The following is a 14882-nucleotide window of genomic DNA, read 5'->3' on the forward strand; positions in this document are numbered from 1 at the left end:
AGACCGCCGCTTCACGGCGCAAATAGATAGGCAAACACGTGAAAAGCGCTACGCCGGCTGGCAAGATGCATTGCATCGCTGCCGTGGTGGATTTTCCTAAACTGTCACTTCGATTCTCGGTTTATTTTTATTGGTTTCATAACCTTCAACCATCCTTCTCAAAGGGGAGATATAGTCCATGCCCGAAACACCCATGCAGTCTTGGGAACAAATACGCCTGCTCGTGGAAGAAAACGATGCCCAAGGACTCAGCGATTTTCTAGACGCCCTCCCTGCCGGCGAAACGGCGCGTGCCTTTTCACGGCTCGATGAAGAGGCGTGTAACCAAGTACTTTTATTGTTGGAGCCTGAAGATGCCGCCGACATTATCGAAGAGATGACCGATGCCCAAGGCGCCGATATCATCGAGGATTTGCCGATTGATGAAGCGGCGAGCATTATTGATGAGATGGAGAGCGACCGGCGGGCGGATATCTTGGGCGAACTCCATGAGGACGACGCCGAAGCCATTTTGAAACAAATGGATCCCGAAGAGGCGCAGAATGCCAGAGCGCTGCTGCAATATGAACCCGACACTGCGGGCGGGATGATGATAACCGAATTCCTCGCTTATGGTGAGGATGATACCGTCGCCCGTATACAGGATGATCTGCACAGCCACGCTGCCGAAGAATCCATTATCGGGGGACAATATATTTATGTCTATTCGGCGCGCGGGGCTTTGGTCGGTGTATTGCGCTTTCGTGATCTCTTTTTTGCACAGCCCGATAAGCCGATCAAATCCCTCATGATTGCCAATCCCATTTTCGTCTTCACCAACACCTCCTTGGAAGAACTGAATGATACCTTTGAACGCTACCCCTTTTGGGCTTTACCTGTCGTCGATGAGGCGGGCAAGCTTCAGGGTGTTGTCCGTCAAGTGGATGTGGTGGAGGAGTGGGGCGAGGAGCAAGGACGTACGCTGCTGCGCATGGGCGGTATCGCCTTTGGAGAAGAGTTCCGCAACATGCCGCTGTGGGAACGGAGCACGCGCCGTTTATCGTGGCTTTTTTTAAATATGATCTTGAGCATGGTCGCCGCCAGTGTGGTTCTCGGCCATCAAGAAACGGTCGATCGTCTCTTTATTCTCGTGTTCTTTATGCCCATCATCTGCAATATGAGCGGCTGCACCGGCAATCAATCGGTAGCGGTCAGTATTCGCGAACTCGCCCTAGGCTTAATTAAACCAGAAGACTTCAAACATGTCTGGTTCAAAGAAATACAGATCGGTTTGATCAATGGTCTTCTTTTGGGCAGCGCCTTGGGATTGATTGCCGCCCTCTTTTCTCAAGATGGCGCAATCATGGGCGCAGTCATCGGCACAGCCTTCGCCGTCAACACACTCGTTGCCGTATCGCTGGGTGGACTCATACCGCTGCTCCTGCGCAGAATGCGTATTGATCCCGCCTTGGGCGCGCCGCCCATGCTGACGACCCTCACCGATATGTGCGGATTTTTTGTGGTGTTGACCCTTGCACGGGCAGCCATTGAAGCGGGGCTTATCGGCGGCTAAGGGGAGAGCATAGACCATAAAATGGAAGGGCTAAACGCAACACGGCGCTTTAGCCCTGTCCCCGTGCTCGAAACAGATTAAATAGTGTCTCCGCTTCCTTGTTCGATGTGGAGTGTGTCTTTGATGTATTGGGTGATATCTCCGGGAATCTCATCGTATTCTGATCGGTGGACACGTCTTGCCCCGAAGTCAATCTTTACGCAATCCCGTTCATTCTATCACCTTATCATTTAATCTTTTGCAGTCCTTTAAACATGAGGTAGTGTTGTTTTATGGGGCGCTTGTCCATCCAGCTGCGCACGCTTTTGGTTTGCCAGGGTCCTGAATCTTCCCCGGCGCCGGAATTATTATCCCAGAGCCATTTGGGCGTAGGCCACAGGCAATAGCTCGGATCAATGGCTTCGTAAACGGCTTCGCTCACGCCTTGTTGTCCATGATGTGCCATTTGCACGTAGTCGGAAGGCAGATAGGCGGCTTCAGGGCTTGCCATTAATTTATTGCCTCCTTCGACGCCGAGATCAGCCAAGAACAAAACAGATTTGATGCCGTCATCAAAACGCAGCACCATGGACGAGTTGTTCAACGTATTCACGAGAATTTCAGGATTGCATACGCCGAGGACGCGAATGGAAATGCCGTCAATGGAAATGACTTGTCCCGGTGCGGGCATGAGCACTTCTTTCCCGCTCTTATCTACGGCATCGGTCAGTTCTTCATAGACTTTGAAGGAACCTTCGTCACAGTTCTTTTCAAACCATTCGCGGTCGGGGTAGGAGGCGTAGAGCGCGTTGATTTCCAAGCCCTCCGGATTGTTCAGCACATCGGTCAGTGCTTGGCAATGATCAAGGTGAACGTGGGTCAGGAACCACGCTTCGACCTTGCCGCCCCGCGATTCTATAAAGCGCCGCAAATAGGGAGCGTTTTGGTAGTAGCCGCCGTCGATGACGATGAGTTTATTGTAGACGGTTTGGATGACATAAGACATCATCTGAGGCATGTCTCCATTGGGCAGCTGCCACACCGTGAAAGATTGGTTCCGTTGGCGCAGGGCTTCTTTACTTTCTCCTTGCTCATAGGCGAAGACTTCGGAGTGCATCGTATAAAAACGATAGCCCGTGTCATGCTGCACCAAGATCGGACTGGACTTATCATTGTCCACAATGGGGTTGCCGCTGTACTTTTCCCAATGGATCAGGTCTGTTGAAGCCGCCACATTGGAGGTCCATTCTTGCGGCCAATTGCCGGGGATGAGCCCGTGGAAATAGGCGTAGTAAATGCCCTCATATTTGACAATCTGATCCATGGCGATCATGGCCTGATCGTAATCGTCGGGTCCCCGTTCCAATACGGGTTCATCTTGCACATGAACCCATTTTTTGAGATCGGTGGAAGTGGCGAGCCAAATGGCTTCATCATCGCGCTCATAAAAGAGATACCAGACCTCATCTTCATACCAAACTGTTGGCGTGCCGAAGGGCCCCGGGTCAATGGCTTCACCATTGGTTTTTAAAATCGTTAACTCCCCCTCTTCCTGCCAGTGAATGCGGTCTTTAGAAATCAAGAGATGGGTTTCATCATTATGATTCTCAGCGAACATATAATAGCTGCCGTCCACTTTTACGACGATCATATCTTCCACCCACATTTCCACGTCCAAGGGATTGTTCGCGTAGCGTTCCCAATGGAGTCCGTCGGCTGAAGTAGCGTAGCCCAGTTGTTTGCGGACACGCTTATCTGACGGATAGCCCGTATACCAAAGGTGATACATGCCCTCTTCGTAGAGGATCCATCCCCGCTCGCGCAGGTTTTCATCCCAAGCGCCTTCTCCGCCGCCTTCAAAGACCGGGTTTTCAAGGAGAGGCGTAAAGGCGACCAGTTCCGTTGGAAAAGGCAGCGAATCGGCGGCTGCCGCAGATGCGAAAGTAAGCGCGAGGCTGAGCATCAGCAGGGTGAGGATAAAGCGCGTAGGCATAGGGCGTAACTCCTTCATAATTGTGTATGCCCGGGATGGCCGCTCCGTAGAGGCGCGACACATCACCGGGCAATTATTAGATGCAGTATTCTTTAACTATCATAGATCAGGGAAGGGTGAAAGCGTCCACTTCCTCGCCGTCTTCGTTGATAGCTTTGAAGCTCAAGCCGTCGGGACGTACATCGGTAACCCAGAAATGGGCAATTTGGCCTTCTTTCTCATTGTACCAGCGCGGTTCGGAATCAACCTCTCGGGGATCAACGCCAAAGGTACCGTCGCCGAGATAAATGGTGCCTTCGCCCCTTTCGACAACTTTATTGTCTTTGAGGGGTCTCGAACGTTTGAACACGTGGTCGTGATGTTCGTAGCCGATGGTGAGTCCATATTTGTCGAAGAGCGGGCCCCAGTGGGTACGTGCCATTTTCGAGGGAAGCCCTTCGAAATCACGGTGCGCAGGGTAGAGGGGCACGTGATAGTTGGCAAATTTATATTTCACGTCTTTGTGTTTTTCAAGCTCTTTGCCAAGCCAGTCGGTCTGCCAGCCGTCAATGGAAATCAGATGGCCCGTATCTAAGAAGAAGATAACCACGTCATCGCTGAATTTCTTGGTGTGGAACACATATTTGCCTTGACGCCCGAAAAAGCCGAGATAGAAGGGCGAACGCATGTTGATATCATCGGAGATATAGGAGTTTGTTTCGTGGTTGCCGATGGCGGCTACCATGGGGATCATGCGGCCGTCGCTGGTGTGCATGAAGTCATCCCAGTTCTTGAACCACTGAATCCAGTCTACATATTCGGAGAAAAGGCCGTTGGCATAGGGAATGTCGCCGCCGATGGTCACAAAGTCCGGATCTTGCTCGCCTGCCCATTTCAGGAGCTTGCGCGCACGTTCACCGATATTCATGTCGCCGCCGTCCACAAAACGGAAAGGCTTATCGCCGCCGGGAAGGGTGCAGAAAGAACGTTCCGTCGTGTAGCCGTATTCGGGATCGCCGCCGACGAAATAATAGGTCTGACCCGGTTTCTGATCTTTCAACGTTGCCATATAAATGGCGCGGCGGTCATACAATTCGATGAGCGTCTGGTAATAGGTTGCTTCAATCTTGTTCGCATAGGATTTCGGATTGCCGTCACGAGGAACGGTGTCATAGTAGACGGTTACACGACCGGTACGACGTTTGACACAGAGGTTCACGTCGATGGTCGTGGTCGGATCATCGGAATAAGTCAAGTAGGTGTGTAAGGGGCCGTCTTTGGGTTTGTCCGAAGCTGCCGCTGCCGGTGTGGCGGCCATAATGCTCGCCGCGCCGCCTGCGCCGCCTGCCATGGCTATGGAGGCGCCCACCGCGCCGGTGCTCTTCAGAAAAGAGCGGCGTGAAGCGGTCAATTTCTCATCAGGATGTGTCATTTTTTCTTGTCTCCTTTACTAGGTTCCGGAAGACGCCTTCGCCTTCCAATTTACATAAAAAAACAGTGAACTCTTTTTCGAGTCTAACAAAGCGATGTATATAAAAATAGTTTAAATAAGGACTTTCTATTTCCGTCTACGGTGTCGCCGTCGTGTTGGGATAATACTGCATGCGGAATTTTACGGCGAAGTCAGGCGACGCAGTACCCGTCAAAGTGATGCGGGATAATATCCCTTTTTTCTTGTTTGCTTTACAGATATCTTCCAGACTTTCCACCGCAAAGCTGCCCCCGTCACTTTGGATTTCGAGGGTGCCCGTGTCGGTCATAATCCGTACCGTATCACCCTCGGCTTCTACGCGCTGCCAGGTCATGAGCGCTTCTTCCACGTCAAAGCTTCCTTCTTGGAAGTGAAAACGATCTTGCAGCGTCAAGCCTTGGGCCTGCAGTTGGATGATTCGTTCGGCCTCTTCTAATTCGGCCATAGCATAGGCGGCTTCAAAACGGATGCGTGTTCCTTTGTCGCCAAGCTGTTCAATGCTTCCGCTGCTGCGGGGACCCGTAGCCTGCAGCTTCCCTTGAATCCGTGGAACGCTGTGACCGTAGGAATTTGCAAAAATACTTTCATAGCGTTTGCCGCTGAAATAATCCCGGTTATACAGGCCCGCGCCGGGATCACAGAGATAAACCACTCCGTCTACGGCAACAATGAAACTGCCCACATCGTTATTATTATGAGGTTCCGCGTTGTGACCCGCTTTCGCGATGACAGTCAGCGTGCCGCCTGAGACAGGGGTGGAGAGTTTGATGATTCCCGATTCGGGAAGGAACAGATCGGTGATGGGCAAATCTTTTTCAACGGTTTCTATTTCCCATAAGATATTGCGCAAGGCAAAATGGAATTGCCCTTGGGGCTGCGGCGAAGCCAACGCGGCAAGGGCTTTATTGCCCGTTCGTTTCGACAGATGACCGGCAAGGTAGGCGTCGATGGTGTTGCGTTCTTGGGAGTCGGCGAAGCTGGCGTAGGTGTTATTGCCTAAATAGACGGATAGGGGATAGGCGGCAATGGACGGCATTTTCTCATGGGCAAGCAAGTCAATTGCGCCTGCCGTGCGCACGCGCAGCATCTCCGCAAAGACCACATATTCACTGAGACCGTAACTCCAATAGCCTATGCCTTCCAAACAGGAGCCGTCTGTATGAAAACCCTTGTCAATAAAGCGTTCCAATTGTTGCACAATCAGTGCCAGCGCTTGGGCAAGACGATCCTCGTCCTTTTCATAGAGGAGAAAGGCTTGTCCTACCGACCCGGCGCATACGCCCGTCCAATTGTTGAGTCCTCGGCTCCAGCCGTATTTTTCGCCATAGGTGAGGAAGGGGTCGAAAATACGGCGCGTTAATTCCTGATGAACACGTTCATGAATTTCTTTGGGTAAGGTATCGCCCAAGGTCGCGGCAATTTGCGCGAGCCAAGCGCCTGTTTCAGCGGCGGCAAGATCAATATAGGATGCATCTTTTTCGTGTGCAGGGAGAACCCAAGATGTTTCCTCGCAAATAGACCAGATCAGATCATTCACCCGATCCAAGCGCGTCAGATCATTGCTGAGCAATAGGACGAGGGCTTCACGGGCGAGCAAACTCCTTTTTTCGAAATAAGGCGTTTGAAAAGCGCTTCGGTCACCGGTCTTTTTAAATAGACGATACAAAGAGTAGGTGAGTTGGGGGAGTTCTGTCGTTGCTGCCGCCCCTTTGCCCCAGTCCACGAGCACAGCACTTACTGGCAGCGCGGCAAGCTCGCTTGGAGATAAGGCCTCCAATTCAGGGAAAAGCAGGGGGGAAGCGGGCGTGTTTTGCAGCAGCTGTTTCATCTGTTCTGCAGTCGGCCCCGCTGTTTCTTGCGGAGGACGCGCCTCTTCTCCATAGGCGGGAGCGAAGGCTGCGATGGAAAAATAAACCAGTGTCACAAGAGTGGCGCACACAAAATACGGTGGAGTTCGGTCGTTTTTAATCATGCTCGTGAGTATAACATAAAAAAAAACAAAATAAACACCTTTAAAATTTCGGTTCTAAAGTGCGAAAATAGATCAGAACGAAGCGGTATAAGAGCAACACCATGCACAAAGAGAGGACTACCCTTTCCTTTTTGTCAAGAACACAGCACTGTGGTATATAATCATTTCTGCACAAATATCAGGTCAAATGCCCTAACGTTTGCCGGGAACAAGGAGGATTGAGAATGTGTACCTGTTGCATGAACCGCAGATCTTTTCTGGGGGTATCCTCAGCCTTGACGGCTGCCACAGCCGTAGGCGCTTTCTCGAAAGGAGCCGCGGCAGCGACGCCCGATTGGCCCGCTGATTATTGGGATGGGAACCGAAAGCCCCATACCTTGGGCAGACCCTTGCGCGTGCAGCCTATCCTGATGTACCGTACTCCTGAACCGCGGGTCCAAGACTCATGGAAATCGTGGGGCGGCATACAAACGGAGGAGGCGGCGGCCGAAGAAAAGCTGCGCATTACAGAAGAGTTGGAAAGCCTGAGCCGCCGAGCTGATTTTCCTCTCGAGCTGCTTCCCGTGGCGGCTATAAAAACCGAGGAAGAAGCGCAGCAGGCGCACGCGTCCAATCCCGACGTGGTGATTGTGTATCCCGCCACGGGCTCGGGGCAGCTGTTGCAAAGCGCGTTGTTGCCGGACGGTGGATTGATCTTTGTACGGCATCGTTCAGGCCCAGTCTATTATTGGTATGAAGCCTTGAGTGTGCGTCAATTGACCAAAAGCGGAGAAGCAGCCGATCCGCGGCGCCGTGCTTCCGTGGAGGATGTGGTGGTAGATGATACGGATGAATTGCTTTGGCGGCTCCGCGCCCGATTTGCCGCACACAATTTCATGGGCGCTCGGGTTCTTGCCATCGGCGGCGCTCAGGGTAAATACGATGACACTGCGCCGCAGTTCGCCCAAGACCGCTTTAAGATGGATATAGTCGACGCCTCCTACACGGATCTCGAAAAACGTATCGTGTCGGTGTTAGCTGACCCTAAGAAGATGGCGCTTTGTGAGACGTGGACCGATCAGTATCTCGCGCTGCCCCGTACGACGCTGAACACGGAACGGGATTTCGTCGTACGAAGTTTTATGCTCTACGGCATCTTCAAGGATCTTATGGAGGAAGCAGGCACAGACTTGATGACCATTAACCAGTGTATGAGCACCATTATCCCCATGTCCCAGACAACGGCTTGTCTGACCTTGGGCTTGTTGAACGATGAGGGACAGGTCGCTTTTTGTGAAGCGGATTTTGTAATTGTTCCTGCCGGCATCTTTTTGCGCTATCTGTCGGGCAAGCCCGTGTTCATGCACAACTCCACCTTTCCCCATAACGGTGTGGTCACCTGTGCTCATTGTACGGGGCCGCGGCGTATGGACGGCGTACACTATGATCCGGCAGAGATCCTCACCCACTATGAATCGGAATATGGCGCGGCGCCGAAAGTGGAAATCCCCGTCGGCCAAGAGCTGACCTTTATCAGCCCTGAATTCGCCACAGGCCGCTGGGTGGGGATACGCGGCGTTGTGGAAGATAATCCCTTCCTCGAGATTTGCCGATCCCAACAGGATGTGCGTATCCATGGCGATTGGCGGCGGCTCATCAACGAAGTGCGTGATTCCCACTGGATGATGGTTTACGGCGATTATCTCAAAGAGATTGCCTATGCCGCGCCTCAGATTGGCGTGACCGTGGACGCCATCACCGCCTAATATAAAGAAGACGCCGTCCTCTCGCAAGAGCGACGGCGTCGAAGATAAAACAGTCTTGTCTTTAGCAGGGCAGTTCCCAGCCTTTGCGGTATTCTTTGCTGACGATTTCCGCGGGGTTAGACACGTTACGTGCCACGCCGTTCTGGTTGTCCCAGTGCAGTTTTTGACCGGATTTCACCACCAGATTACCAAAGTTCACCATTTCCGTGAAGGGACCTGCGTAATCGAAATTCGAACAAGGCACTTTGCCCGTCTTAATGCCGCGGATCCAATCCAGATAGGGGTTTTCATCGGGAATACGTTCTAAGGTCTCGTCGGGGAAGGTGTATTCTTTCATGGCGGCGTCGGGCAGCAGACGCGGATTGCCCGCATATTCGCCCGCCGTGATAATGCCTTTATCGCCGATGAAGAAGGAGCCGTTGAGATCCTCATCGCCGAGGACATCCCCTTCCGGGACTCCTGCCGGACGATCCGGGCGGTTATACACTTTTTCGCCTGTCTTTTCGTCTTGGTAATGACCGTCATACCAATACACATCGACGGGGGGCATGTCGCCGCGGGCGGGGAAGGAATATTTAATGGTGGTGAGCAAGGGGAAGGTCTGATCGTTGCGCCCTTCCTGATGAACCACTTCCACCGTGTAATCGGAAGTTTCTACCAGCTTCAGCGCCATATAGGCACCGTCCATAATGTGGCACGCCATGTCGCCGAGGGAACCGCCGCCAAAATCCTGCCATGCACGCCAGTCATGGGGCGCTAATTTGTGGTGGTAGGGACGCCAGGGCGCAGGGCCGATCCAACGATCCCAATCCAAGTTTTCCGGAGCCACTTCAGGCGGCAGCGGTTCGGCTAAGCCTTGGTTGTCCCACACAGGGCGATGGGTCCAAACGTGGGCTTCACGGACATCGCCGATGGCGCCGCTCCAGATCATTTCGCAAAGGCTTCGTACGCCGTTGCCGCAGTGACCTTGGTTACCCATTTGCGTCATGACGCCCGTCTCGGCGGCGATGTTTTTCAGCAGCCGCGCTTCAGCGACGGTATGGGTTAAGGGCTTTTGGACATAGACGTGTTTGCCCATTTTCATGGCCATATAGGCGGCAGGCGCGTGAATGTGGTCGGGCGTGGAAATGGTGACGGCATCAATTTCCGGCATCTTTTCAAGCATAATCCGAAAATCTTTAAACTGTTTGGCGTCGCGGAGCCGATAGAAACCTTCCTGGCAGCGATCCCAATCAACGTCGCACAGGGCAATCACGTTTTCGCCCAGGCGTTTACAGTTCATAATATCGCTGTAGCCTTTGCCGCCGGCGCCGATAGCAGCAACATTGACCTTTTCGTTAGGGGAGAGTTTTCTCGGTATAACGTTGGCCGTATTCGGGGTTACCGGCGGCGCGTCAATGATTTCTTTTCCGTTTTCCATGCGCACCGCGCCAAAGGCCATGCTGGTCGTAGTGGCGGCGAGAAATGCGCGGCGACTTAAACTGATACTGTCCATACTGACTTTTCCTTATGGTTGGTGAAATCTAAACAATTGCTTGCAACGTAAAAAGAGGATAACACGCATCCTAATCTTCAATCAAAAAGACTGTAAATCCCGACGATAAGTTTCCTCTAAGGTATAACCAGTACCTGCCTACTCCTTAATCAACGAATAAAAGCGATATCGTTGAAGTTTTGTACATAGGTTCCATTGGTCGGGGAGGGTGTTTCTGCCGTAGGCGGCGCCCGGTGGCGATAGCTTCTTTTTTTCTCTGCCCATCTATGGCAACAAAAACGACTTGAGCTGTCAATCTTTTTTGCCCAAAGCTTCGGCTATTCATTTGATTTATACCTTTCTTCTCCACCACAATAGACGGCTGAAGTATTTCTTTTTTCCCGTTGTTCTTCACATACAGGGACCCCCAATTGCAGGATAGAACCTCACCTATTCGGCTCAGGCGCTTGATACCAATCCTCCTGTTACTCGCCGTCGCCATAATCATCCGCGCTTATGTTTTTCAGGAATATCGCGATGAACCTGATTATGGCTATCCAATGCATGATGCCGCCTTTAAGGACTACTGGGCGCGTGCTATTGTCACAGGAGATTGGACACCACCACCGGGTAAAGACTCACCTTTTTGCGACTGGATGCCTTATTGCCATCCGCCTGCTTACCCGTGGTTTTTAGCCGGCGTGTACAAAGTCTTCGGCTTGAATGCTGCCGCGCCCCGTTTAATACAGCTGCTGCTCGGATTATTTTCCATCCTGCTGCTCTACGATTTCACGCGTCGCTGTTTTCATCACGGGATCGCCTTCTTTGCTGCGCTGCTCATGTCGCTGTATTTTATTTTCCCCTTATATGACATGGATATTGGACAGACGAGCCTTGGTATCTTTTTGTTGTTGGCGACAGTGGATTTACTCGCCCTTTCTTTTTCCTCGCGATCCTATCGCCCCGTCTTTTGGGCGGGACTCGTTCTCGGCTGTCTTTTTCTCACCCGTGGTGAGTTTATCGTTTTTCTACCCCTTTTCTTGTTGGTAGTCCTCTTTCGCCGGCCCCAAGGCAGCCGCCGACGTACAGCGCTCTTCAGTCCCCTTGTTTTGCTCCTTGCCCTTGCTATTCCTCTCGCGCCGGTAACGCTACGCAATTACCGCCATGCCGGCGTGTTCCCCGTGCTTTCCGGTGACGGCCCTATCCTTTTTTATTATTCTAACAATCCCTGGGCAACGGGATTTAATCCTGACTCACCCGATCTGCGCGCCTATAGCGATAACAACGAATGGTCCCTCTTTGCTTTTCCTAAAATGTATGAACGCTACGCGGAGGCTTCTGGCTTGCCGCCCCACGACTATACCGCATTGGTCGGGCATCTCACGCAAAAGGCGTGGCACTATATTCGCAGTCATCCTCATGACTGGGCGCGCCTCGTTTTCAAGAAGGTCGTGTTGTTCTGGGGTCCGCAGGAGATTGATGAAAATAAAATCATTGCTTATGACAAAAAGCATTCCGCTATACTACGCTATTTGCCGGGCTTCCCCTTTATAATGGGTATTTTCCTTTTGGGCGTGATCTTGCTCATTTTTGGAAAAGGGACGGGAACTTCCGAAAATATTTCTGAAAACGCTGTCCCCGTAAAACAACAACGGCTTCTAGGGGCATTATTTTTATTCTCTATCATACTGTACACGGGCATTTACGCCATCTTTTATGTGACCGCACGGTATCGCGTTCCCATGATCCCCTTCATGATGATTTTCGGGGGAATCGCGCTGCATCAACTCTTTCTTCTAATCAGGGGCCGCCGATATCGTTATGGTATCGGATGGGCACTGCTTTTCGCCTGTTTTTATCTGCTGTCAAGCATTCAATGGATTCCTTTCACGCCCGACCGGGCACGGTGGCACGATGAAAGACGGCAGGCATGGACAGCAACCAACCGACTTCGGGAGGGCGTGGACGATTTGCAGCGCTGGATCGCTTACCAGCCTGATGATGCTGACGCCTACTACAATCGGGGCGTGATGCTCTTTGATCTGAAAGAACAGGAAGCTTCCTTAACTTGTTTTCGAAAGGCGCTGGAAATTGATCCGGCTTATCTGCAGGCTTATTATAATTTAGGTCTTGCCTACAGTGAGATGGGACACTATGAAGAGGCGGTTCAGGCTTTTCAATCGCGATTGCACGGAGCGCCGGAGGATGCCGATAGTTGGTATGGACTCAGCCGTGTCTATGCCTATATGGGACAGGGCGCTGAACAAGGCGACACCTTGGAGAAGGCGGTTGCCGTAAATCCGCGGCATGCCCGCGCCTTGGTTGATCTTGCTGTTCTGCGCAAGGGACAGGGCGACGTACAGGCAGCGGAATCCTTGCTGCGACAGGCGCTGCGCTACAATCCCAATTACAGTATGGCGGCCTTTAATTTGGGACTTTTATTGAATGATCTCGGTCATTATAAAGCGGGCTTAGCGCAGCTGGAACAGGCGCTGATGGAAGACGAGGACAATCCGGAATTCCACTACAACACGGGCTTGGCGCTCATGCACCTGGGGCGGTACGAAGCGGCCGTGATGCAATTTAACGAGACGTTAAGGGTATCGCCCGATTACGGGGAGGTTTATTCGAACTTGGGTTTGTGTTTGGGGCGGCTGGGCCGTGAAATGGAAGCACGAGCAGCTTTCGACAAGGCCTTTGCACTGCTGCCCGAAGCGGTCGATACCCTCTACAATTATGGCTGTGCTTTGAAGGCGCTTGGCGACCTGCAAGAGGCAGAAAAGCATCTCCTTCAGGTTCTTGCTCTGAACCCTGACCATGGCAAAGCGCAATTCGAGCTGGGCGTCCTCTACATTAACAGCGGCGATTTCGAAAAGGCGCTGTCCCACTTGGAAGGAGCAGTGAAAACGCTGCACGGCGATCCGGAGATCCATTATAACCTTGGGCTCATCCGCCAGCGACAAGGCATGATACCGGAGGCTATGACTCATTTCTACGACGCCTTGAAGCGTGATCCCAAGCACTATGCGGCAAATTGCAGCGTGGCGACGGTGCTGCGGTCTCGGGGTGACGGGGCGGGCGCGCTGCCTTACCTGGAAATCGCTTTAGAGCAGACGCCCGAAGATGCCTCGTTGTTGTATGAACAAGGACTCGCTTTCTACGGGCTGCAGCGTTTTGAAGAAGCCTCTGCGTCGCTCGACAAATCAAAGGCAGCCGCCCCTGACCGTCCGCAGACGTGGAAGAATCTCGCGCTCAGCTTGCACGCAGCAGGAAAGAATGAGGAAGCGATCGATAATTTCACCCAATATTTGGAGGAGGTTCCGGAGGACGACGGGGCGCGTACCGACCTGGGCATCACGTTCATCGATGCACAGCGTTTTGAGGAGGCGGAATCGCTGTTCAAGATGCTCTTGCAAGACCACGATCAGGACGCCCGCCTGTATTACGATTATGGGCGTGCCTTGGCAGGATTGAAGCACTATGAAGCCGCTGTGGACGCCTTCAGAAATGCCTTGCATTGGGATGCCGGCTATATTGACGCCATGAACAGCCTCGCCTTCACCCTTTCTCTGATCGATAGGAACGAGGAAGCGGAGCAATGGTTGAAGCACGCCCTGTGTTTGGACGCGGTGAACGGGGACAGCTTCTTTAATTTAGGCTATGTGTACAGCGTCACGGGCCGCAGTGAGGAAGCGATGAACCGCTTTCGGGACCGCTTACGTATGGATCCCCACCATGGGCCGTCACTGCTCAATGTGGGGCTGCTTCTAGAGGAGCGCGGCGATAAAGAGGGGGCATTACAGGCCTTTCACGATGCGCTCGCCGCTGATGAATCCCTTGCCCTTGCTCATCACCATATGGCGGGGCTCCTTCGCGATGCCGGTGATGGGGAAGCTGCACTCACCCATTACAGACGTGCTTTGGAACTGGATCCTGATAATGTCAACACGCCGAAGAATCTGGGCTTCCTCTTGATACAGCTGAATCGAGAAGGTGAGGCAAAAGAATTGTTTGAACGTGCCCTGCAGGCGACGCCCGACGATGCAGATGCCCATGTCGGACTGGGCGATGTCTTGGCCGCGGAAAATAATCCAGACGCCGCACAACAGCATTATGAACGTGCTCTTGCCTTGCAGCCGCAACATGCCTTGGCTTTGCGCCAGTATGGCTTTTTGCTCATGCGAAAAGGATTGGCTGCTGAAGCCTTGCAGTATTTTGAAAGGGCACTGCCTTTGTTGTCGGAGGATGCCGGACTTCATGTAGGCCTTGCCGATGCCTTAGCAGCGCGGGGCAGTACGGACGAGGCAGAACGCTATTACCGCGAAGCGATTGAACGCTATCCTGATTTTGATCTGGCATGGAATAATCTCGGAGATCTCCTTTCCCGCGACGGGCGCACTGTCGAAGCCATCGACGCTTTTGAACGGGCGCGTGTGCTTATGCCCGGAAACGCCAATGTTCTGTTGAACCTCGGACGCCTGTATATGCGTGAGAAAAAAAAGGAGCAAGCCCTTCAGGTACTTGAAGAGGCGCGCCGCATTGAGCCCGATAATTTGCGTGTCCGTGTGTTGCTCGGCGATATACAGCTTGAGTTGGGCAATGCCGCCGCTGCCATCAAAGAATATCAACAGGTCCTTCTCGAGCGGCCCGACTGGCAGGATGTACGGGAGAAACTGACCGCTGCCGGCGCCATAAAGGAATAAAAGGAAACCCTTCC

At 52.6% G+C, this 14882-nt stretch carries 8 protein-coding genes; 3 read left to right on the forward strand and 5 right to left on the reverse strand.

Features of this window, described 5'->3' with window-relative positions; translation table 11 throughout:
• Nucleotides 1–178 precede the first annotated feature (178 nt).
• Nucleotides 179–1552: a magnesium transporter gene (gene mgtE, locus GX117_00180; GenBank protein ID NLO31761.1), complete on the forward strand. Its 1374-nt coding sequence runs from the start codon at nt 179–181 to the stop codon at nt 1550–1552.
• Between the two features lie 226 nt (nt 1553–1778).
• Here the strand turns inward: mgtE and GX117_00185 are convergent, their stop codons facing one another.
• The 3 genes from GX117_00185 to GX117_00195 form a co-directional block, all read right to left on the reverse strand.
• Complete coding sequence (locus tag GX117_00185; GenBank protein ID NLO31762.1) at nt 1779–3524, reverse strand: MBL fold metallo-hydrolase; 1746 nt, start codon at nt 3522–3524, stop codon at nt 1779–1781.
• Nucleotides 3525–3630: 106 nt separating this feature from the next.
• Nucleotides 3631–4935, reverse strand: a complete 1305-nt coding sequence (locus GX117_00190; GenBank protein ID NLO31763.1) for a metallophosphoesterase family protein — start codon at nt 4933–4935, stop codon at nt 3631–3633.
• Between the two features lie 136 nt (nt 4936–5071).
• Entirely contained in the window at nt 5072–6898 is a 1827-nt protein-coding gene (locus GX117_00195) for a hypothetical protein (protein ID NLO31764.1), read from the reverse strand.
• A 272-nt stretch (nt 6899–7170) separates the two neighbouring features.
• Here GX117_00195 and GX117_00200 point away from each other — a divergent pair, with 272 nt between their 5' ends.
• Entirely contained in the window at nt 7171–8691 is a 1521-nt protein-coding gene (locus GX117_00200) for a sugar isomerase (protein ID NLO31765.1), read from the forward strand.
• A 61-nt stretch (nt 8692–8752) separates the two neighbouring features.
• Here GX117_00200 and GX117_00205 read toward each other — a convergent pair whose 3' ends face one another.
• Nucleotides 8753–10111 carry a Gfo/Idh/MocA family oxidoreductase gene (locus tag GX117_00205; GenBank protein ID NLO31766.1) on the reverse strand — a complete coding sequence of 453 codons (1359 nt, stop codon included), beginning with the start codon at nt 10109–10111 and terminating at the stop codon, nt 8753–8755.
• Nucleotides 10112–10331: 220 nt separating this feature from the next.
• Nucleotides 10332–10580, reverse strand: coding sequence for a hypothetical protein (locus tag GX117_00210; GenBank protein ID NLO31767.1), 249 nt, complete (start codon nt 10578–10580; stop codon nt 10332–10334).
• 52 nt (nt 10581–10632) lie between these two features.
• Here GX117_00210 and GX117_00215 point away from each other — a divergent pair, with 52 nt between their 5' ends.
• A complete protein-coding gene (locus tag GX117_00215) occupies nt 10633–14868 on the forward strand; it encodes a tetratricopeptide repeat protein (GenBank protein NLO31768.1) in 4236 nt (1411 codons plus the stop codon).
• Nucleotides 14869–14882: the final 14 nt, after the last annotated feature.

The sequence above is a fragment of the Candidatus Hydrogenedentota bacterium genome (assembly GCA_012523015.1).
Taxonomy (GTDB): domain Bacteria; phylum Hydrogenedentota; class Hydrogenedentia; order Hydrogenedentales; family CAITNO01; genus JAAYBJ01.

Bases quoted from the DNA above. Each gene is read 5' to 3' on its own strand.
- mgtE (NLO31761.1), top strand. From the start codon at position 179: ATGCCCGAAACACCCATGCAGTCTTGGGAACAAATACGCCTGCTCGTG.
- GX117_00185 (NLO31762.1), bottom strand. From the start codon at position 3,524: ATGCCTACGCGCTTTATCCTCACCCTGCTGATGCTCAGCCTCGCGCTT.
- GX117_00190 (NLO31763.1), bottom strand. From the start codon at position 4,935: ATGACACATCCTGATGAGAAATTGACCGCTTCACGCCGCTCTTTTCTG.
- GX117_00200 (NLO31765.1), top strand. From the start codon at position 7,171: ATGTGTACCTGTTGCATGAACCGCAGATCTTTTCTGGGGGTATCCTCA.
- GX117_00205 (NLO31766.1), bottom strand. From the start codon at position 10,111: ATGGAAAACGGAAAAGAAATCATTGACGCGCCGCCGGTAACCCCGAAT.